The organism is Paraburkholderia sp. TE9906 (assembly GCF_056279605.1).
The window spans coordinates 65,947-84,497 of sequence record NZ_JBWCCT010000020.1; the positions used below are offsets into that span (position 1 = coordinate 65,947).

At 63.8% G+C, this 18,551-nt stretch carries 22 protein-coding genes; 13 read left to right on the forward strand and 9 right to left on the reverse strand.

The window, feature by feature from the left end; genetic code table 11:
* Positions 1-45: 45 nt before the first annotated feature.
* Positions 46-687: a lytic transglycosylase domain-containing protein gene (locus ACZ9H4_RS33795; protein ID WP_408141948.1), complete on the forward strand. Its 642-nt coding sequence runs from the start codon at positions 46-48 to the stop codon at positions 685-687.
* On the opposite strand, the gene ACZ9H4_RS33800 is transcribed toward ACZ9H4_RS33795, so the two are convergent.
* The 6 genes from ACZ9H4_RS33800 to ACZ9H4_RS33825 all read right to left on the reverse strand — a co-directional run bounded on the left by ACZ9H4_RS33800 (position 627) and on the right by ACZ9H4_RS33825 (position 4,541).
* Positions 627-1,619 (reverse strand): 4-hydroxy-tetrahydrodipicolinate synthase family protein, encoded by a 993-nt coding sequence (locus ACZ9H4_RS33800; protein WP_476122542.1) that lies wholly within the window; start codon positions 1,617-1,619, stop codon positions 627-629. The two genes, ACZ9H4_RS33795 and ACZ9H4_RS33800, sit on opposite strands and share 61 nt — an antisense overlap.
* Positions 1,620-1,621: 2 nt before the next feature.
* On the reverse strand, positions 1,622-1,963 hold the full coding sequence (locus ACZ9H4_RS33805; protein ID WP_476122543.1) for a hypothetical protein: 342 nt from the start codon (positions 1,961-1,963) through the stop codon (positions 1,622-1,624).
* A 241-nt stretch (positions 1,964-2,204) separates the two neighbouring features.
* The gene (locus ACZ9H4_RS33810; RefSeq protein ID WP_476122544.1) at positions 2,205-2,576 is read right to left on the reverse strand and encodes a hypothetical protein; all 372 of its coding nucleotides are present in this window, start codon (positions 2,574-2,576) and stop codon (positions 2,205-2,207) included.
* Positions 2,577-2,871: 295 nt separating this feature from the next.
* Positions 2,872-3,132, reverse strand: coding sequence for a hypothetical protein (locus tag ACZ9H4_RS33815; RefSeq protein ID WP_042326559.1), 261 nt, complete (start codon positions 3,130-3,132; stop codon positions 2,872-2,874).
* Positions 3,125-3,874, reverse strand: coding sequence for a DNA/RNA non-specific endonuclease (locus tag ACZ9H4_RS33820; RefSeq protein WP_476122545.1), 750 nt, complete (start codon positions 3,872-3,874; stop codon positions 3,125-3,127). The genes ACZ9H4_RS33815 and ACZ9H4_RS33820 overlap by 8 nt, the downstream gene beginning before the upstream one ends.
* Positions 3,875-4,181: 307 nt before the next feature.
* Positions 4,182-4,541, reverse strand: coding sequence for a DUF3564 domain-containing protein (locus ACZ9H4_RS33825; RefSeq protein ID WP_408141956.1), 360 nt, complete (start codon positions 4,539-4,541; stop codon positions 4,182-4,184).
* Between the two features lie 162 nt (positions 4,542-4,703).
* On the opposite strand from ACZ9H4_RS33825, the gene ACZ9H4_RS33830 reads away from it, so the two are divergent.
* Positions 4,704-5,384 carry a DUF4410 domain-containing protein gene (locus ACZ9H4_RS33830; protein WP_476122546.1) on the forward strand — a complete coding sequence of 227 codons (681 nt, stop codon included), beginning with the start codon at positions 4,704-4,706 and terminating at the stop codon, positions 5,382-5,384.
* A 48-nt stretch (positions 5,385-5,432) separates the two neighbouring features.
* Here ACZ9H4_RS33830 and ACZ9H4_RS33835 read toward each other — a convergent pair whose 3' ends face one another.
* Entirely contained in the window at positions 5,433-7,139 is a 1,707-nt protein-coding gene (locus ACZ9H4_RS33835; RefSeq protein ID WP_476122547.1) for an acid phosphatase, read from the reverse strand.
* 99 nt (positions 7,140-7,238) lie between these two features.
* Positions 7,239-7,526 carry a hypothetical protein gene (locus ACZ9H4_RS33840; protein WP_408154166.1) on the reverse strand — a complete coding sequence of 96 codons (288 nt, stop codon included), beginning with the start codon at positions 7,524-7,526 and terminating at the stop codon, positions 7,239-7,241.
* Between the two features lie 223 nt (positions 7,527-7,749).
* Between ACZ9H4_RS33840 and ACZ9H4_RS33845 the strand changes: the two genes are divergently transcribed.
* Entirely contained in the window at positions 7,750-8,724 is a 975-nt protein-coding gene (locus ACZ9H4_RS33845; RefSeq protein WP_408141964.1) for an IclR family transcriptional regulator, read from the forward strand.
* Between the two features lie 98 nt (positions 8,725-8,822).
* On the opposite strand, the gene ACZ9H4_RS33850 is transcribed toward ACZ9H4_RS33845, so the two are convergent.
* Entirely contained in the window at positions 8,823-9,896 is a 1,074-nt protein-coding gene (locus ACZ9H4_RS33850) for a porin (RefSeq protein WP_408141965.1), read from the reverse strand.
* A 439-nt stretch (positions 9,897-10,335) separates the two neighbouring features.
* Here ACZ9H4_RS33850 and ACZ9H4_RS33855 point away from each other — a divergent pair, with 439 nt between their 5' ends.
* From ACZ9H4_RS33855 to ACZ9H4_RS33900, 10 genes are read left to right on the forward strand one after another with little or no spacing between them, the layout of a single operon-like run.
* Positions 10,336-10,650 carry a non-heme iron oxygenase ferredoxin subunit gene (locus ACZ9H4_RS33855; protein WP_168664133.1) on the forward strand — a complete coding sequence of 105 codons (315 nt, stop codon included), beginning with the start codon at positions 10,336-10,338 and terminating at the stop codon, positions 10,648-10,650.
* Position 10,651: 1 nt separating this feature from the next.
* Positions 10,652-10,963 carry a recombinase-like helix-turn-helix domain-containing protein gene (locus ACZ9H4_RS33860; RefSeq protein WP_408141967.1) on the forward strand — a complete coding sequence of 104 codons (312 nt, stop codon included), beginning with the start codon at positions 10,652-10,654 and terminating at the stop codon, positions 10,961-10,963.
* A 49-nt stretch (positions 10,964-11,012) separates the two neighbouring features.
* On the forward strand, positions 11,013-12,107 hold the full coding sequence (locus tag ACZ9H4_RS33865) for an aromatic ring-hydroxylating dioxygenase subunit alpha (protein WP_408154168.1): 1,095 nt from the start codon (positions 11,013-11,015) through the stop codon (positions 12,105-12,107).
* On the forward strand, positions 12,100-12,867 hold the full coding sequence (locus tag ACZ9H4_RS33870; RefSeq protein ID WP_476122548.1) for an SDR family oxidoreductase: 768 nt from the start codon (positions 12,100-12,102) through the stop codon (positions 12,865-12,867). The genes ACZ9H4_RS33865 and ACZ9H4_RS33870 overlap by 8 nt, the downstream gene beginning before the upstream one ends.
* A gap of 26 nt (positions 12,868-12,893) precedes the next feature.
* Positions 12,894-13,421 carry a cupin domain-containing protein gene (locus ACZ9H4_RS33875; RefSeq protein ID WP_408154172.1) on the forward strand — a complete coding sequence of 176 codons (528 nt, stop codon included), beginning with the start codon at positions 12,894-12,896 and terminating at the stop codon, positions 13,419-13,421.
* 39 nt (positions 13,422-13,460) lie between these two features.
* Complete coding sequence (locus tag ACZ9H4_RS33880) at positions 13,461-14,363, forward strand: alpha/beta fold hydrolase (RefSeq protein WP_476122549.1); 903 nt, start codon at positions 13,461-13,463, stop codon at positions 14,361-14,363.
* Positions 14,364-15,251, forward strand: coding sequence for an IclR family transcriptional regulator (locus ACZ9H4_RS33885; RefSeq protein ID WP_476122550.1), 888 nt, complete (start codon positions 14,364-14,366; stop codon positions 15,249-15,251).
* Complete coding sequence (locus tag ACZ9H4_RS33890; protein ID WP_476122551.1) at positions 15,248-16,060, forward strand: SDR family oxidoreductase; 813 nt, start codon at positions 15,248-15,250, stop codon at positions 16,058-16,060. The genes ACZ9H4_RS33885 and ACZ9H4_RS33890 overlap by 4 nt, the downstream gene beginning before the upstream one ends.
* On the forward strand, positions 16,053-17,711 hold the full coding sequence (locus tag ACZ9H4_RS33895; protein ID WP_408141982.1) for a thiamine pyrophosphate-binding protein: 1,659 nt from the start codon (positions 16,053-16,055) through the stop codon (positions 17,709-17,711). The genes ACZ9H4_RS33890 and ACZ9H4_RS33895 overlap by 8 nt, the downstream gene beginning before the upstream one ends.
* Positions 17,704-18,534, forward strand: a complete 831-nt coding sequence (locus ACZ9H4_RS33900) for an aspartate dehydrogenase (RefSeq protein ID WP_476122552.1) — start codon at positions 17,704-17,706, stop codon at positions 18,532-18,534. Before ACZ9H4_RS33895 ends, ACZ9H4_RS33900 begins: the two co-directional genes overlap by 8 nt.
* Positions 18,535-18,551 lie beyond the last annotated feature (17 nt).

Below are 18,551 nucleotides of genomic sequence, written 5' to 3' on the forward strand. Positions count from 1 at the left end.
ACCAAGCCCGGTAAGGTCGAGACATCCCGGTCAGGAAGCGAAACTATGCATGGAAATAGCGCGCTGGATGGTTTGCCGATCCGAAGCAAAGCGAGCCGTCGACGGCCCGCCTTCGTCCTGAGGGCGATGCTGGCGTCGCTGACCTTCTCGCTCGCCACTGCGTCGCACGCCGACGACACACGGCTGGCCGCCATGACGCCGACCATAGCCGCTCCCACGTCCGCCGCGCCGATCCCCACGAGCGACGCCACTGCCGCTACCGGCTGGCCGACGCTCGGCGACATCGCCACGATGCTGCGTGCGCAATGTCGCGTCGCCCCGATGGAATCCCTGAAGATCGCGCGTGCCGTGCTGACTGAAGCCGATCGTCACGCGATCTCGCCGGTGTTGCTGCTGGCGGTGATGTCCGTCGAGTCGAGCTTCGATCGCTACGCGGTCAGCATCGCGGGCGCGCGCGGGCTCATGCAGGTGTTGCCCGCTGCGCATCCGCGCCTGATCGCGGGCACCGACCTGTCCGACCCGGCGATCAACGTGCGAATCGGCTCGACGATTCTGAGCACCTATCTCGACGAAAGCGGCGGCGATCTCGATGCCGCGCTGCTTCGCTATAGCGGCGGCGGGCGCGGTTACGCGCGGCGCGTCGTGTCGCGCATGCAGCGCTTCGACGCGAGTTTGCGCCGCGAATGATGAACCGATTTGCGGCGCACGGGCAGTCGAGTGGATCGCGTTAGCGTTAGCTCATCGTGCCGGCGAACTCGGCACGCAGGTCCTGCAACCTGTCGCGCGCGGTGCTCAGACGTTTCGACGAGTTGCGCCGATGCGCGTGTAATCGGCATGCGCGTTTCGTCGCTGAGCGAATGATCGAACGCCAGCAACGCTTTGATCGCGGACGGATTCGGCGCGGAGAACAGAAGTCGCAAGACCGGCAGCAAGCTCGCGAACAGATTGCGCGCCTCGAGATCGTGTTCGGTGAGGATCAGCTCCTGAATCGTGACGAGCAGGTCCGCGCACACATGGGCGCTGGCGAGAATGCCACCTGTGCCGCCGTGATTCAGACACTCGTCGAAGGTGTCGTCGGTGCCGCACAGCACATTGACCGGCAGACCGCGCAGCTTCGCGAAGTGTTCTTTCACGCACTCCTTGATCGCGACGATGTTGTCGTATTCGACGAGGCGCGCGACCGTGTCCGGCTCGATCGTCACGCCGGTGCGATGCGGCACGTTGTACAGCATGATAGGGCGGTTGGTGGCGAGCGCGGCCTGTTCGAAATGCCACTGCACACCGGCCTGATCCGGGCACACGTAGGATGGTGCCGAGACCAGATAGCCGGCGCAATCCCAACGTTCATAGCGTTGTATTTCGCGCAGCACTTCGCGCGTATTCGATCCGCCCACGCCGATCAGCATCGGCAGACGCGAGCCGATCACGTCGGTCAACGCGTGCAATACGGCGAGGCGCTCGGCCTGCTCCAGCAACGCGGCTTCGCCGGTCGTGCTCAACGCGACGAAACCGCTGATCTCCGTGTGCAGATAGTAGTCCGCGAGGCGCTGCAATGCGTCGATATCGACTTCGCCATTGCGCAGCGGCGTCACGATGGGCAACCAGATACCGGAGAACATGATTAGCGCGCCTTTGCGGCGTTGCCACGGCGCTTCATCGGGCCGATCAACGCGGTGGGGACAGTCGAGATCAGCGTGTGCAACGTGAAGTCGAAGTCTTCGCACGCGATGTCGAGTTGCACGCGAACTTCGTCGCGTACGGCTTCCGTGCTGATGACATAGACGCCGAGCGGCGAGTGAAGCAGCGCGCGAAGTTGCGTGCCCGCCAGATCGTGCGGCGGATGCGGCAGCGTCACCTGCAAGAGGGCGCGTGCCGAAGGAAAGGGAATGATGTTGCTGTGTTGGACCGGCGGCTTGTCGAGCGACTGCGTGGCGAAGCTGTCGATGGATTGCGTAAGAGCCATGTGATGTGGCGTTCATTGACGCCATGGTTGATCAAGACAGTTCGAGATTAGACTTCCGTAAGTAAACGCGGTGCAAAAATTGGCACATGCGCTGAAAAAATCATGGTGGCGCGCGGCACACCCCGCCACGCAATTGTGCAGAAAAAAAGGCGAGTCATGCGACTCGCCCTCTCTGAACGGCACGGTTCGGCTTCGATTAGTTACACATGCATGGCCGGTGTGTGCCTGAGCCGATCACGTGTTATTGCGTCTTTGTCGTGTCGGCTTGTGCGCCGTCGGCTTTTGCCGGGGCATTGCTGGCCTCTTTCGCGCTCCCCGTATTAGCTTTCGCGTCGCTGGTCTTAGCGGCGGTTTTCTTGACGGTTTTATGTGCTTTGGCCGTGTGCGTGGCGGAAGTCTTTTTCACCGATGCCTTCGTCGAAGCCTTGGCGGGCGCTTTCGTCGTAGCGGCGCCTTCGTCCGTTGCGCCGGTTTGCACGGCGGTGCTCGCCTTCAGATTCGCTTGACCGGCGGGCTGCATTTGCGCGGGTTGCGTGGTGGACGGCGCGGTCGTTTGAGCGAACGCGGTCGACACGAGCAAAGCGGAAGCGAGAGCGGCGAAAAGCGTCTTCATGATGTGACTCCTGGTTGAACCGGTGGATTCTTGTGTCGCGGCTGAATGATTTCAGCGCTGCCGGTTTAACGGTGGCCGAACGACAGACGTTGACGCTGCTCTGGTGACAAAACGTAACCGCCGAAACATATCGGGGGTGCTGTATCAACGGCGGTGCGGCGCGGTATGCGAGGCAGAAGGGGGTGGCGTTCGCTGTGAAACGAAGGAAGCGCGTAGGCGGTCATGAATGCGAAGGCGGCGAGCTTTACCCTCGCCTTCGCATCACGCGTGTTTCGCTAGAGCCATACCTGAAGCATCACTGAAACGGATTCTGGACGACACCCGGCTTCGCATCCGGCTCGTCCTTCACCTTCGCCGGCAGATTCGTTTGCGCCTGCAAGCTGGCGACGATCGCATCCACCGCTTCCTTCAATGCAAGCGCCGCTTTCAGTCCGCGCTGATCCTGCGTCAGTTCCAGCGTGCCGTTCAGCACGACGCGCGTCGTGCCGTTGCTCAACGTGAGCGCGTCGCCCTGAATGTTGAGTACGTCGTCATCGTTCGAATAGGGTTTAAACACCTTTGAGTCCTCCCGGTCGCTGGTCCTTGAGGTTTTCCGGAATGCCCGGAAAACGGATGCCCGATGCTGCTTCGAGTTCGTGAATCGTCCGGATGTCATAACGATTGGTCGAGACATTGTCCACCACCACCGCGAACGCCAGTTGTCGCGAAGGCACGTAGACGACCTTGAACAACTGCGTCGGCACGAACACGCGCGTTGCGCCGATGGTCTGCAACTGCTGGCCGTTGAAGATCGGTCCGGTGACCACGTAGGTATCGTCGTACGACACCGCGATCTTGCGCACCGACGTTTCGATGCGCGCCCACAGCCGTTGGTTGTTCTCGCGATTCTGCGGCACGATGTTGGCGAGCGAGAACGATTGTGCCATCGCCTGCTGATTCCAGCGATTGCCCGCCGGACTCATATGGCCGCGATCGAAACCGCTGCGCTTGTAGTCCGCGAGCGCTGCGCCTTCGCCGTCGGGCAAACGCGCATCTTCGAAGAACTTGTTGGTGCGCACCATGTCTTTCGCGGCTTCGATATGGTCGCGCGTCAGATGTTCGGCAGACCAGAGCGGGCCGTGCGTGATGCCCGAATGCAGAACCGCGAAATCGCTATAGCACAGCATGCGCGTTTTCGGCGCCATCTTCTGATTGGTCAGAACGGGCCATTGCGCATTCGGTGTGAACTGGGAACAGGACGGCGCCGCGCTCGCGTGAGCGGCAACGGTGAATAACAGACAGGCGAACCACTTCTTCATGTGTCAGTCAGTCGAGGGATTGGGGGCGCAAGTATAGCGTCGCGAGCCTTCATCGGGCGACCGGACATGCAGGGCAAACGGAGAGAAAGAAGAGAGATCGCGCGGGCAAAAAAACGGGCCGCTTTGCAGCGACCCTAATGCGTGGACTTTCGACTCTACGCACGCATGCTTAAGACCGGCTTAACCGCACGCGACGCAGAATGAAAGTAGGTGACACGGCGTACAAACGCCCGCGCGCACGAGCGAACGCGAGCCGTGAACGGAACTTTCGACCGACACAATCGGCTCTTGAAAAAGACGCTAAAACTTAATTACCGAACACGCTGTTTTCGGCGCGAACCGTTTGACGGTCGACGGCTTGCAGGCGCCAGAAGCCACTGGTCGGCGCGCGGGTCGGCAAACCAGTCCAGGCGGCGGCGCCTTGCGCCGCGCTCACGCGTTGCTTGCGGTCCACGTGCAAGCCTCGCAGCGTACATAACGGTGCATCCGTGCGGGGCGCACAGAGCGTGGTGACGCCGTCTTCGTCGTGCAACTCGCCCCAGGGGGGCAGATCGATCCCTTGATGCGCTTCTCTCGACCACCGGTGTTCGTCGGTGTCGAGCCATAGCACAGCGTAGTCGTGGTTGACGGTGGGATCGGAACCGTTGATCAGGATGGTCAGTCGCATGGCAGGTTCCGTACAAAGTGCGAAGTAATCCTCTAACAGTCTATGCGGTGAAGCGCGTTATGCAAGGCAAAAGGTATGAGGATCGGATACGAAAAAAACGGACGCCCGCTGCGCGCGGCAGTACGATAGCCGACGTCACGATGACGGTCGCGGAGGCGCGCCATGCTGCGTCGGTTTCTGCAATTCACGATGATGGCGGCATGCCTGAGCGCGGCGACTCCGCTCAGCGTGGCGGCAGCGGACAGCGTGCCGTTCGCCGCACCCGCGCCGGTCGTCTATGTGTCGAACTTCGATCTGGATGTGGCGAACATCGCGCCGGATAGCGGACCGGGGCAACGCGTGCGTCGGCTGCGCGGTTTGCTGCCGGCCGGACCAGGACCAGAGGGCCAGGAGAAGAATCCGCAGGAGCACGCCGCGCGAATCGTGAACGAGATGGCGGACGCGTTGACGGAAGATCTGAAGAAGGGCGGTGTCGATGCGCGCCGCATCGCGCCGGGACAGCCGTCGCCGGCTGCCGGTTGGCAAGTGCGCGGCGTGTTTCTGAGCGTCGACGACGGCAATCGCTTGCAACGCGCGATGGTGGGCTTCGGCGCGGGCCAGAACGATATCCAGGTGGCGGTGTCCTGCGACAGTCTGGGCGCGGCCGATTTGCCGCCGCTGTATCAGGCGGTCGAAGGGGCCGGCAGCAAGACCATGCCGGGCGCGGCGATCAAACTGAATCCGTATGTGATCGCGGCCAAGTTCGTGATGGCGAGCGGCGACGAGAGCAAGACGATCCGGAAGACGGCGCAGGAGATTGCGGACGCGGTGATCGTGAAACTGCACGCGGCGGCGGCGCAATAGAGCGCGCGCGTCGCCGCCGGCCAATCCCACTTCGCCAGCCAAACGCCTTCAGGCCAGATCCAGCGACGCCGTCAGATCCCCCAGCGGTGCCAGCCCATTGCTCGCGAACGCCCGGTCCCGCGCACGCACGCCATCGAGCGGCGTCAGCCCGTGCACGCGGCTGATGAAGCGAAGAATCGAGTTGGTGTCGTACACCGTGTGGTCGACGTAACCCTTCTTCGCCAGCGGCGAAATCACCAGCGCGGGAACCCGCGACCCCGGACCCCAGCGGTCGCCTTGCGGCGGCGCAACCGGATCCCACCAGCCGCCGTTTTCATCGACGGTGACGATCACGACCGTATTCGCCCACTGCGGGCCGCGCTGGATATGCTCGATCACCGTCGCGATGTGACGGTCGCCCGATTCGACGTCTGCGTAGCCAGCGTGCATATTCAGATCGCCTTGCGGTTTGTAGAACGTGACGGTGGGTAAGCGCCCCGCATCGATATCCGCGATCAGCCGGTTCGTCGACGCGTCGTTGCCGAGGCCGCCGTCGCGCAAATGCCGGCGCCGTGCCGCCGTGCCCGGCGCGTAGTTGGCGAAGTAGTTGAACGGCTGGTGGTGATACTGGAAGTCGGGCACCGCGCCGGTATCCTGATGCTCCATTGCGTATTGCCACGCGCCGCTATACCACGCCCAATCGACATCTTTGTCCGTCAGCCGGTCACCGATCGTCGCGTAGTTTTGCGGTTGCAGCACGCGTGGATTCGACGGATCCGCGAAGGCCGGATTGCCGCCTTCGGCCGGGCGCACGTTGCTCGGTTGATACGGCGGCGCCATCGTGTTGACGGCATAGCCATCGGCCGTGAAGGCGCCGTCGTTGACGAATTTCGGCGGACCGTCGAGCGCGGACGCGGGCGAGTCATGCGCCATCTTCAGGCGCGTGCCGGTCGGATCGTCGCCTTCCACCACCGACACCAGTTTCTTCGCCGGGCTGTTGTGGATGTCGGGATAGAACGGCGCCTGCGCCGAAATCAGAAAGATGTGGTTCAGCCACGAGCCGCCGAAAGCCGCCATGAAGAAGTTGTCGCACAGCGTGTATTGCTGCGCGAGATTCCACAGGCGCAGCGAATCGGCGGAATTGCGGTAATGCCCCATGACGAGTCCGCCGGAATCGCCCCACGCGGCGAACTGGTTGTTGCGGCCGGCGTTGATCTGCATCTGGTTCTGATAGAAGCGATGCACCAGATCGCGCGTGATCACGCCGGTCGGCAGCGGCGCGCCGTGCGCATCGACGATGCGGAAAGGGCGGTTGTGCAGATGATCCAGATCGTTCTGGCCGATCATGAAGCGCCGGCCGTCCACTTGCTGGGCTTGCGGCACGAGCCCGCCCCAGATCGCGGGCAAGCGGGGCAAAGGCGTCTTGCCGTCGCGGTCGAGTTGCAGATAGCGCTCGGCGCTCACCGCGTCGAGCGGATGCTGGACGCCGGGGAAATTGCCGTACAGATTCGCAAAGCTGCGATTCTCCGCATAGATCACCACGATGTGTTTGACCTGATCGTGCAGCGCGGCGTCGAGGCGCAAGTCGGCGGCGCTGCGCGGTGCGCCGTCGCTCGCCTCAGGCTCGTGGGTCTTGCAGCCCGTCAGCGCGAGGCCGAGGCCGACCGCCGCGAGCCCGCTGAGGACGCGGCGGCGGTCGGGATCGTCGGGGGTGTCGGCGGGATGGTGAGCCGTGGTGTCGGCGTTCGGCGGGAGGCTGGAATCGTGGTCGGTCATCGGTGAGTTCCGAAGTGGACGTGACGGGCGCATGACCGCCGCTCGGGGCGGCGCGCGCGGCACCGGTTGCGGATTCGTGGAGGCGGGTGGCCTCGCGGGCTAAGGCAGCCGACGCTTCACGCGCCAACTATTGTGCGTTGCATCGACGGCGAGCAGCAGCCAATGCCGCGCATCCACGGGATGACGCCGTTGCGTTGCATAGCGGTCGACGTTCAACTCAAGTTCGTCATGCGCGCGCCGGCGACAGGTGGCATGCGCCCCCGAGCCGTCCGCGAATTCGACGATCGCAGCGGCTGGTCCGGCCGGCTCGGGCAGATGCGCGATGCTGACTGCGCAGCCCGGATATAGATGCGAGTCGGCAACCTGGATCTGAATGGAACTGGACATGATCGTGGCCTCCATACGCTTGAGCGGAGCGAGAGCGCGGCAGTGATGCCCAGCGCAATGGACCGGATCAAAGAATAGCACCGCGCAGCCTTTCCGCAATGGGTCACGGCGACGATAGTCGCGTCGCTTCCGAGCCGCGGCCGCCGCCCGTTAATGAGCGCCGCACGCTTCGCGCTATCATGCTGGTCTGACCATGATGAACAGCATAAAACGGCAGCCCAAGATGGCAAAAGAAGAGCAAACAGGAGCGGGACGCAAACTGACGAAGCCACGTAGCGCGGCCGCCTCGTCATCGAGCGACGATGCGGCGTTGCCGCAAACGGACGCCGCCGCCGCTTCCACCGATCCCGCCGACGAAGAGAGCGCCGGCGCATCGACCTATCTGGTGCCGGGCCTCGAGCGGGGCCTGCGCATTCTCGCCGAATTCAGCGCGCGCGAGCCGGTGCTCGGCGCGCCGGAATTGTCCAAGCGTATCGGCATTCCGCGCACCACCACCTTCCGCTTGTTGCAGACGCTCGAAGCGCTGGGCTTTCTCGAGCGCGTCAACGGCGACCGCTATTTCCGCCTGAGCGTCGGGGTGCTGAGGCTCGGTTTCGAATATCTGAGTTCGCTCGAACTGACGGACGTCGGCACGCCGATTCTCGAACGTCTGCGCGACGTCACCGGTCTGAGCACGCACCTGCTGATTCGCGATCAGCGCGATGTCGTGTTCGTCGCCAAAGCGCAAACCCATGCGCCGATGTTCAGCTCGGTGAAAGTGCACGTCGGTACGCGTTTGCCGGCCCATGCGACGGTACACGGCCAGGTGCTGATGGGCGATTTGAGCTTCGAGGAATTGCGGCAGCTGTATCCCGAGCCGCAACTCGAACGATTCACCGAACGCACCCCGGCTACCGTCGAAGAGTTGTATGGACGTGTGCGCGAAAGCGCGGCGCTCGGTTATGCGCTGAGCGAGGCGTCGTTCGAGCGGGGCATTTCGGTGGTGAGCGCGCCGGTGCGCGATCAGAGCGGCAAGATTGTGGCCGCGTTGACCGTCACGATTCCGCGCTCGGATATCGGCGAAGCCGAAGAGCGCGAGCCGCTCGTCATCGCCGTTTGCCAGGCGGCGCTCGAACTGTCCGAGCGTCTCAGCTATCGTCCCCGGCCGGATGATCCGACCGCGGCTCAGGCGCGCCGCAAGCAGGTCGCGGCAAGCTGAGCCAGCGCTGACGGTGGCGTCAGCGCTGGTTCGCAAGTCCGGTTGCGCGTGCAGCCGGACTGCGTATTTCACACCACTCTCACTGTCCGTTCAACAGATCAGAACGAATGATGGATGCCGGTCAGGACAATCGTCTGGTTCCGTCCGCTCGACACACCCGCAGTGAAGAACGCGGCGTTGGTGTCCGAACCCGCGCGCTGATACAGCGCGTTCACATACACCTGCGTAGACTTCGACAGCGCGTAGATATCGCCGATCATGAATTGCGTCCAGCGATGCCCGGCCAACGTCGTCGTCGCGGCACCGCCGGCCACGGTGTTGAACGGTGTGAACTGGTAATTCGCGCCCGCGTCGTAGCTCTGGTACGTGTCCGAATGCCCCGCCGACTCCAGCTTCACACGCGTGTACAACGCGTGCACCAGCAGCTTGCCGAACTGGTACGACGCGCCCGCGCCCATGTTCTGAACCTTGTCGGCGACATAGTTGGCGGATGGCACGCCCTGGAACGTGGTGATGCCGGTCGTGACGATCGACGGCGTACGGTCGTGTTCGTTCGAATACGCCGCGCCCGCCTTGAACGGACCGTTTGCATAACTAAGCGCAAAGCTCATTGTCCGGCCGGTGGAGAAATTGGTCGTGTTGCCCAGACCCATCATCGCGCCAACGGAGAAGCCGCCGAACGTTGCTGACCGGAATTTCGCCGAGTTGTCGAACGGCACCACGCCGGTGTCGGCGAGCGAGTCGATATTGCCCGGATGGAACGCATACCAGCTCGCGGCCAGATAGGCGGTGCTCAGCGGACCTAGCACGTCGAAACTGAACGGCGTTTGATGGCCGAAGGTCAGCGCACCGATCTTGTCGGAACTCAAGCCGACGAACGCCTGGCGATTGAACAGCGTGCCCGACTTGGCGAACGCGCCAGTGTTCGTGTAGAAGCCGTTCTCAAGCTGGAAAATCGCCTTCAGACCGCCACCCAGATCTTCCACGCCCTTCAGGCCCCAGCGGTCGGGCTGCATGTTGCCCTGTTCCATCATCCACTTGGAATGACCTCCCACATTGCTGACGTACGCGATACCGGCATCCAGGCTGCCGTATAGCGTCACACTGCTCTGCGCCCATGCGCTTGTGGTCGCGCAGATTGCCGTCAAGCCGGCTGCAATGATGTGCTTCACCGTTGGTTCTCCTGATCACACGACGCTGGCTTGCGCCAAATGCGTCGTCCCTGATCCTTGCTTTGGGGTTGAATGCAGTTGCGGGTTTATGCGCGAAAACTGCTCTGCTTTATGTTTCACCTATGGGCGTTTGTATCGCCTATGGAAAAGTATAGTGAGTCTAGAAGTGGTCAAAATAAATTTTCGGACCCCGTACAAACCCGAATAATGCGTCATGCATTGACCTGAAAATTCGGCGCAAACCCAAGCCCGATAAGACTTGGAGCCGGCTCGTGAGCATCTCGCGGAGTCCTTCGAGCAGTGTCGTGGGCGCCACAGTCAGTGTTTTCCCCTGCGACTTCAGATTTTTATTTTTTCTCGCCGAAGCCACTCCTATAATCATCCATACACGAACTGATGTTCCTTATGTGGAACACAGAGCTTCAGGAGAAGGCGAGAAATGACTGATCAATGGCGCTGCGCCGGCCATGCCGGCGACCTGTCCGAAGACGCGCCGCTCGAGTTCAAACTCGACGGCACCGAAATCGGCATCTACAAGGTGGGTGACGAGCTTTACGCACTCGAAAATGTTTGCCCCCACGCATACGCATTGCTGACGCAAGGCTTTATCGACGGCGACACCGTCGAGTGCCCGCTGCACGAGGCCGTGTTCCATATCCCCACCGGCAAATGTCTGAAAGAGCCCGGCGGCCGCGACCTGAAGATGTATTCCGTACGTCTCGCAGGCGAAGAAATCCAGATCAAGGTGGCATGACATGCGTGAGGTAGCCGTGAACTTCAATCCTTTCCTGAAACCGTGGCTCGCGCCGCAGCCGAACAACGTCGCAGGCAAGGGCGTGATCGAGAAGCCGGGCGAAACCGACAACTTCATCTGGCAAACGCGCAAGGCCGAGCCGACCCAATACGAGAACGACTTCGGCGACGCGCTCGAAAAAGTCTTCGAAGCGGGCGCGATGGAGTTGCAGGAGGTGGTCGACGGTTTGAACCGTATCGGCTTCCGTACGCCGGAAGGCACTGCGTGGGACGCCGAGCGTCTCGCCACCGAATTCCGCCTGCTCGCCGACTAAGCGCGCTTTCCCGAACACGTTTCATCGCATCCGTACCCGGAGTCTCTTCATGACGTCCCCCACTACAACTCAAGGCGCAGCCGACCCGATCCAGTCGTACCTGAACAAAGGTCTGCGCAACTACTGGTATCCGGTCGCGCCGAGCTGGCAAGTCGGCGACGCGCCGGTCGGCATCACGCGCCTGGGCGACCAGATCGTGCTGTGGCGCGACAAGGAAGGCAAAGTCCGCGCGCTCGAAGACCGCTGCCCGCATCGCGGCGCTCGTCTGTCGCTCGGCTGGAACCTCGGCGGCAGCGTCGCGTGCTGGTATCACGGTATCGAGGTCGACGGCAGCGGCACGGTCCAGAAAGTGCCGGCCGTGTCGGCCTGTCCGCTGGAAGGCCAGAAGTGCGTGAAGTCGTATCCGGTCGAAGAGCACGCCGGCGCGATCTTTCTGTGGTTCGGCGACGACGCGCATCAGGAACCCGCGCCGCTCACGCTGCCGGAAGAACTGGTCGGCGAGGAGTACGCGAGCTTCCTGTGCATGTCGCACTGGAAGTGCAATTACCAGTACGCGATCGACAACGTGATGGACCCGATGCACGGCGCGTATCTGCACGCGAGCTCGCACTCGATGGCCGAAGGCGACAAGCAGGCCGACATGCGCGTGCGCAAGACCGAAACCGGTCTGATGTTCGAAAAGGTCGGCCAGCGCGACGTGAACTTCGACTGGGTGGAACTCGGCGAAACCGGCACCCTGTGGATGCGCCTCGCGATTCCGTACAAGAAGAAGTTCGGCCCGGGCGGCAGCTTCGGGATCATCGGCTTCGCCGTACCCGTCGACGAAGACAACTGCCAGGTCTATTTCTGGCGTACCCGCAAGGTGCAAGGCTGGCAGCGCGACGCATGGCGCTTCCTGTATCGCAACCGTCTTGAAGGTCTGCATTGGGCCGTGCTCGAGCAAGACCGCTATGTGCTCGAAAGCATGGCGCCGAACGCGCGCGACCACGAATTCCTCTATCAGCACGACGTCGGCATGACGCGTGTGCGCCGCATGCTGCGCCAGCGCGCGCAACAGCACTTCGCCGAGCTCGACGCGCATCGCGCTCAAGTGGCGGCAGCCGCGCCGGCCGCGACGCAAGCAGCAGGCCACAGCCATGCATAACGACGCACACGCAGCGCTCAATGGCCGGCGCGTCCTCGTGACGGGCGGCGCGCGCGGCCTCGGCGCGGCGTTTGTCCGTGCGCTGGTGCAAGCCGGCGCGCAAGTGGTGTTCGGCGACGTGCTGCACGACGAAGGCACGGCGCTCGCAGCCTCATTGCGCGAGCAAGGCCATGCCGCGACCTGCCTGCCGCTCGATCTCGCCAACCCCGTCAGCATCGAACAGTTCGCGCAGCAAGGCGCCGCGCAACTCGGCGGCATCGACGCGCTGATCAACAACGCGGCGATCACCAACTCCGGCGGCAAGTTCGCCGACGAGTTGTCGGTTCAGACGTGGGACGCCGTGATGAACGTCAACGTGCGCGGCACCTGGCTCATGAGCATCGCCGCGCTGCCGTATCTGCGCGACTCGGGCCGCGGCAGCATCGTCAACATCGCGTCGGACACGGCGATGTGGGGCGCGCCGAAGCTGCTCGCGTACGTCGCGAGCAAGGGCGCGGTGATCTCGATGACACGCTCGCTGGCGCGCGAATTCGGCGCCCATCAGGTGACCGTCAACGCGATCGCGCCGGGCCTCACCGAAGTCGAGGCCACCGCGTACGTGCCCGCCGAGCGTCATGAGTATTACCTGCAAGGCCGCGCGCTCACGCGTGCGCAAGTGCCCGACGACGTGACCGGGCCGGTGCTGTTCCTGTTGTCCGACGCCGCGCGCTTCGTGACCGGCCAGTTGCTGCCGGTGAACGGCGGCTTCGTGATGAATTGATCTTGTCGAATCGAAAGGAGAAAGAAATGGCGGACGCCGATATCGAACGCAAATCGTGGGACCAACCCGTGGATGCGAGCTTCGCGCAATGGCTGGACAGCCGCGTCGCGCGCCTGGAAACGCGTCGCTACGACTGGGACGCGCTGAAGTTCCAGGCCGACTACGACCCGAAGTATCGCCGCGCGCAAATGCGCTATGTCGGCACGGGCGGCACGGGCGTCGCGAAGGACATGAACACGGTGCCCGCGGGCGGCTTCACGTTCTCGACGATGGTGATCCCGGCCGGCAACATTGGCCCGAGCCATATTCATATGGATGTCGAAGAAATTTTCTTCGTGCTGCGCGGCAAGATGAAAGTGATCTGCGAGAAAGACGGTGAAACGTGGGAAGCCGTGCTCGGCGAGCGCGATCTGATCTCGGTGCCGCCGGGCGTATACCGCACGGAAATCAACATCGGCGAAGAAGACGCGCTGATGTGCGTGATGCTCGGTTCGCCGAAGCCGATCACGCCGACGTATCCGCCGGATTCGCCGCTGGCCAAGCTCAAGCGCTAAGCCTGCCGCATCGTTGTGAAAACACCCGCGAAGGAAATCATGTCCGCAGTCCCGTCCGTTACCGCCGATCAGCACGCCACGCTCGAAGCACGCCTTGCGCGCTCTCCGGCGCGGCAGGTCTTGCTGACCTCGCAAGGCACGCTGAGCTATCGCGAAGCCGGTAGCGCCGCCAACAGCGCCAACAGCGCCGCGCTGCCGCTCGTGCTACTGCACGGCATCGGTTCGGGTGCGGCATCGTGGGTGCAGCAGTTCGACGTACTCGGCGCGAGCCGCCGTGTGCTGGCGTGGGACGCGCCGGGTTATGGCGCGTCCACGCCGGTCGCGGCGGCGTCGCCCGTTGCCGACGATTACGCCACCGTACTGAAGGACTGGCTCGACGCGCTCGGCATCCAACGCTGCGTGCTGGTGGGACATTCGCTCGGCGCCATCATCGCCGGTGCGTTCGCTGCGGCTCATCCGCAACGCGTGACCGGTCTACTGCTGCTGTCGCCCGCGGGCGGTTACGGCGCGGCATCGGCTGAGGTGCGCGAAACGAAACGCGATCAGCGCCTCGCCATGCTGAACGAACTCGGCCCGCAAGGTCTCGCCGAAAAACGCAGCGGCAATATGCTGTCCGCTCACGCGGACGACGAATCCCGTGCCTGGGTGCGCTGGAACATGTCGCGCGTGACTCCGCACGGCTACGCGCAAGCCACCCATCTGCTCGCCAACGCCGACCTCGCGCGCGACCTCGCGCGCTTCAAAGGCCGCGTCAGCGTCGCGGTCGGCGCCGACGACACCATCACCCCTCCCGCAGCCTGCGAGCGAATCGCCCTCGCTGCGGGCACCCAATTGCAGGTCGTGCCGCGCGCGGGACACGCCGGCTATATCGAAGCACCCGCCGCGTACACCGCGATCATCGACACGTTCTGCCGCGTGAGCGGCGGACAACGGAGCCAATGAATGACGCCCGACACTATCAACGCCGAGCGCGACGCGGACGACGAGCGCAACGACACCGGTAGCGATTCCGGCTACCGCGTGCCGGGTCTGGAGCGCGGTCTGAAGATTCTGACCGAGTTCTCGCCGCGCGAGCCGGTTCTCGGCGCACCGGAATTGTCCCGGCGCCTGAAGATTCCTCGCACAACCGTGTTCCGTCTGCTGCAAACGCTTGAATCGCTCGGCTTTCTCGAACGCGCCGACAAGGACCGCAACTATCGCCTCGGCGTGGCGGTGCTGCGGCTCGGCTTCGAATATCTGAGCTCGCTCGAATTGACCGACCTCGGCCTGCCGATCATCGAAGCATTGCGCACCGAAACCGGCTTGACGAGCCACATCGTGATTCGTGACGGACGCGATGTCGTGTTCGTCGCCAAGGCGCAAAGCCATACGCCGATTTTCAGTTCGGTGAAGGTCAACGTCGGCACCCGCCTGCCCGCCTATGCGACCACGCACGGCCAGGTGCTGATGGGTGACATGACGCTCGACGATCTGAAGAAGCTCTACCCGGAACCGGAACTCGAACGCTTCACGAAGCAGACGCCCGCCACCGTCGAAGACCTGTACGAGCGGATTCTCGATGACACGCGGCGCGGTTTCGCGCTCAGCGAGTCGTCGTTCGAGCGCGGCATTTCCGTGGTCAGCGCGCCGGTGCGCAACGACACGGGCCGCATCGTCGCGGTCATCACGACGACGATTCCGCGCCACGAGATCGACGCATCGCTGCTCGACAGCGGCTTGATCGACAAGGTCCGACGCGCGGCCGACGAACTTTCGCAGCGGCTCAACTATCGGCCGAAGAACGGCCCGAACGCGGGCAGCAAATACATGAAGGCACTGGGACTCCGATGATTCAAATCGACTTGACCGGGCAGGTGGCGGTGGTGACGGGCGGTTCGTCCGGCATCGGCCTCGCGACCGCCGAACTGTTTCTGCGGGCGGGCGCCTCGGTCGCGATCTGCGGCCGCGACACCGACCGTCTCGCCCAGGCGGAAGCCGCGCTGAAGGGGCAGTTCCCCGACGCGCAACTGCTGGCGCAAAGCTGCGACGTGCTGAACGCAGACGACGTCAACGCGTTCGCGCAAGCGGTACAGCAACGCTTCGGCCGCACCGACATGCTGGTGAACAACGCAGGCCAGGGCCGCGTATCGAAGTTCGCGGACACCACCGACGACGCCTGGCGCGAAGAACTCGACCTGAAGTACTTCAGCGTGATCCGCCCGACCCGCGCGTTCCTGCCGATGCTGCGCGATGCAGCCGGGGGCGGCGCGGGCAACGCGACGGTGGTTTGCGTGAACTCGCTGCTCGCGTTGCAACCGGAGCCGCACATGGTGGCGACTTCATCGGCGCGTGCGGGCGTGCAAAACCTGATCAAGTCGCTCGCGGTGGAACTCGCGCCGCAGCACATCCGCGTCAATTCGATTCTGATCGGCATCGTCGAATCGGGTCAGTGGCGCCGCCGTTATGCGAAAGAAGCGCAGCCGGGCCAGAGTTGGCAAGACTGGACCGCCGAACTGGCGCGCAAGAAAAACATTCCGCTAGGCCGCTTCGGTCGTCCCGAAGAAGCCGCTCAAGCGCTCTTTTACCTGGCTACGACGCTGTCGTCCTATACGACGGGCAGTCACATCGATGTTTCTGGAGGCGTTGCACGACATGTCTAACAAAACCACCGTTGGCGAACTGATCGCCGCTTTCCTCGAGCAATGCGGCGTTCAAACCGCATTCGGCGTGATCTCGATCCACAACATGCCGATCCTCGACGCGATTCATCACCGCGGCAAGATCCGTTATGTCGGCGCGCGCGGCGAAGCCGGCGCGGTGAACATGGCCGACGGCCTCGCGCGCGTCTCCGGCGGCCTCGGCGTCGCGTTCACCAGCACCGGCACCGCGGCGGGCAACGCGGCGGGCGCGATGGTCGAAGCATTGACCGCCGGCACCGCGCTGCTGCACGTCACCGGCCAGATCGAAACCGAGTATCTGGACCAGGACCTCGCCTATATCCACGAAGCGCCGGACCAGCTGTCGATGCTGTCGTCGATCTCGAAGGCCGCGTTCCGCGTGCGCTCGGTCGAAACCGCGCTGCCGACCATCCGCGAAGCCGTGCGCGTTGCGCAAACGGCGCCGAGCGGTCCGGTCAGCGTCGAGATTCCGATCGACATTCAGGCCGCCGAAATCGAATGGCCCACCGATCTGGCCGCGCCGCACGTCACGACGCTCACGCATTGCAGCCAGCGCGTCGCGCAACTCGCGGAGCAACTGGTCAACGCGAAGCGCCCGCTGCTGTGGCTGGGCGGCGGCACGCGTCATGCGACGAAGGCGGTCGAACGCCTGGTCGCGCTGGGCTTTGGCGTCGTGACGAGCGTGCAGGGCCGTGGCGTGCTGCCCGAAGACCATCCGGCGACGCTCGGCGCGTTCAACGTGCATGCGGCGGTCGAGAGCTTCTACAAGACCTGCGACGCATTGGTCGTCGTCGGTTCGCGTCTGCGCGGCAATGAAACGCTGAAATACAAGCTCGCGCTGCCGCAACCGCTGTATCGCATCGACGCCGACGCGCTCGCCGACAACCGCGGCTACCGCAATGAGATGTTCATTCATGGCGATGCATCGGCCGTTCTCGAAGAACTCGCGACGCTGCTCGAAGGCCGCCTGAAGGTCGATCCGAAGTTCGCACAGGATCTGGCCGCCGCGCGCGAGCGCGCAGTCGCCGACGTGGGCAAGGGCCTCGGCCCGTACAAGCGCCTCGTCGACGCGCTGCAGGAGGCCGTGGGCCGCGACTACAACTGGGTGCGCGACGTCACGATCTCGAACAGCACGTGGGGCAACCGCATGCTGAAGATCTTCTCGCCGCGTGCGGGCGTGCATGCGCTCGGCGGCGGCATCGGCCAGGGCATGCAGATGGGCATCGGCGCGGCGCTCGCGGGCAATGCCGCGAAGACCGTGTGCCTCGTCGGCGACGGCGGCCTGATGGTCAACGTGGGCGAACTCGCGACGGCCGTGCAGGAAAACGCCAACGTGATGATCGTGCTGATGAACGACCAGTGCTACGGCGTGATCCGCAACATCCAGGACGCGCAATACGGCGGCCGCCGCTGCTACGTCGATCTGCATCAGCCGGATTTCGCGCAGTTCTGCGAGAGCCTGAAGCTCACGCACTACCGCATCAAATCGCTCGACCAGGCCGATGCGATCATCCGCGAAGGCATCGCGAAGACCGGCCCGGTGCTGGTCGAAGTGGACATGCTGTCGGTCGGCTCGTTCGCGACCGCGTTCGCGGGCCCGCCGGTCAAGGAACAGGAGCCCGAACATGCATGAGGCCGGCTACGCGGGGCATCACGCACCCGTCGACGTCGCGATGATCGGCTTCGGCGCGATCGGCCAGGCGGTGTACCGCGCGGTCGCCGCCGATCCGACGGTGAGGGTGTCGCACGTGATCGTGCCGGAGCGTCACATGGCGTCGGTGCGCGAAGTGGTGGGTGCGTCGGTGGATGTGGTGACGTCGGTTTCCGCATTGAGCAGCCAGCCGCATTTCGCGCTGGAATGCGCGGGCCATAGCGCGCTGGTCGATCACGTGGTGCCCTTGCTCAAAGCCGGCACGGATTGCGCGGTGGCGTCGATCGGTGCGTTGTCCGACATGATGCTGCTCGACGCGTTGTCCGCCGCCGCCGATGAAGGCGACGCGACGCTCACGCTGTTGTCCGGCGCGATCGGCGGCGTGGACGCGCTGGCCGCGGCCAAGCTCGGCGGTCTCGACGAAGTGCTGTACACGGGCCGCAAGCCGCCGACCGGCTGGCTCGGCACGCCGGCCGAACAGCTGTGCGACCTGAATACGCTGAACGAAGAGCGGGTGATCTTCGAAGGCAGCGCGCGGGAAGCGGCGCGGCTCTATCCGAAGAACGCCAACGTTGCCGCGACGATCGCACTGGCCGGCCTCGGTCTGGACAACACCACGGTCCGGCTGATTGCCGATCCGAACGTGACGCGCAACGTGCATCGCATCGTGGCGCGTGGCGCATTCGGCGAGATGTCGCTGGAAATGTGCGGCAAGCCGCTGCCGGACAACCCCAAGACGTCCGCATTGACCGCGTACAGCGCGATGCGCGCGCTGCGCAATCGCGCGGCGCGCTGCGTGATCTGAGACCTTGGCCGAATAGT

What these genes read in the sequence shown, in the direction of transcription:
- ACZ9H4_RS33865 (WP_408154168.1), top strand. Translation starts at nt 11,013, where the DNA reads ATGACGTCCCCCACTACAACTCAAGGCGCAGCCGACCCGATCCAGTCG.
- ACZ9H4_RS33880 (WP_476122549.1), top strand. Translation starts at nt 13,461, where the DNA reads ATGTCCGCAGTCCCGTCCGTTACCGCCGATCAGCACGCCACGCTCGAA.
- ACZ9H4_RS33810 (WP_476122544.1), bottom strand. Translation starts at nt 2,576, where the DNA reads ATGAAGACGCTTTTCGCCGCTCTCGCTTCCGCTTTGCTCGTGTCGACC.
- ACZ9H4_RS33830 (WP_476122546.1), top strand. Translation starts at nt 4,704, where the DNA reads ATGCTGCGTCGGTTTCTGCAATTCACGATGATGGCGGCATGCCTGAGC.
- ACZ9H4_RS33875 (WP_408154172.1), top strand. Translation starts at nt 12,894, where the DNA reads ATGGCGGACGCCGATATCGAACGCAAATCGTGGGACCAACCCGTGGAT.
- ACZ9H4_RS33825 (WP_408141956.1), bottom strand. Translation starts at nt 4,541, where the DNA reads ATGCGACTGACCATCCTGATCAACGGTTCCGATCCCACCGTCAACCAC.
- ACZ9H4_RS33840 (WP_408154166.1), bottom strand. Translation starts at nt 7,526, where the DNA reads ATGTCCAGTTCCATTCAGATCCAGGTTGCCGACTCGCATCTATATCCG.
- ACZ9H4_RS33820 (WP_476122545.1), bottom strand. Translation starts at nt 3,874, where the DNA reads ATGAAGAAGTGGTTCGCCTGTCTGTTATTCACCGTTGCCGCTCACGCG.
- ACZ9H4_RS33890 (WP_476122551.1), top strand. Translation starts at nt 15,248, where the DNA reads ATGATTCAAATCGACTTGACCGGGCAGGTGGCGGTGGTGACGGGCGGT.
- ACZ9H4_RS33795 (WP_408141948.1), top strand. Translation starts at nt 46, where the DNA reads ATGCATGGAAATAGCGCGCTGGATGGTTTGCCGATCCGAAGCAAAGCG.
- ACZ9H4_RS33870 (WP_476122548.1), top strand. Translation starts at nt 12,100, where the DNA reads ATGCATAACGACGCACACGCAGCGCTCAATGGCCGGCGCGTCCTCGTG.
- ACZ9H4_RS33845 (WP_408141964.1), top strand. Translation starts at nt 7,750, where the DNA reads ATGGCAAAAGAAGAGCAAACAGGAGCGGGACGCAAACTGACGAAGCCA.
- ACZ9H4_RS33860 (WP_408141967.1), top strand. Translation starts at nt 10,652, where the DNA reads ATGCGTGAGGTAGCCGTGAACTTCAATCCTTTCCTGAAACCGTGGCTC.
- ACZ9H4_RS33900 (WP_476122552.1), top strand. Translation starts at nt 17,704, where the DNA reads ATGCATGAGGCCGGCTACGCGGGGCATCACGCACCCGTCGACGTCGCG.
- ACZ9H4_RS33800 (WP_476122542.1), bottom strand. Translation starts at nt 1,619, where the DNA reads ATGTTCTCCGGTATCTGGTTGCCCATCGTGACGCCGCTGCGCAATGGC.
- ACZ9H4_RS33895 (WP_408141982.1), top strand. Translation starts at nt 16,053, where the DNA reads ATGTCTAACAAAACCACCGTTGGCGAACTGATCGCCGCTTTCCTCGAG.
- ACZ9H4_RS33885 (WP_476122550.1), top strand. Translation starts at nt 14,364, where the DNA reads ATGACGCCCGACACTATCAACGCCGAGCGCGACGCGGACGACGAGCGC.
- ACZ9H4_RS33855 (WP_168664133.1), top strand. Translation starts at nt 10,336, where the DNA reads ATGACTGATCAATGGCGCTGCGCCGGCCATGCCGGCGACCTGTCCGAA.
- ACZ9H4_RS33835 (WP_476122547.1), bottom strand. Translation starts at nt 7,139, where the DNA reads ATGACCGACCACGATTCCAGCCTCCCGCCGAACGCCGACACCACGGCT.
- ACZ9H4_RS33805 (WP_476122543.1), bottom strand. Translation starts at nt 1,963, where the DNA reads ATGGCTCTTACGCAATCCATCGACAGCTTCGCCACGCAGTCGCTCGAC.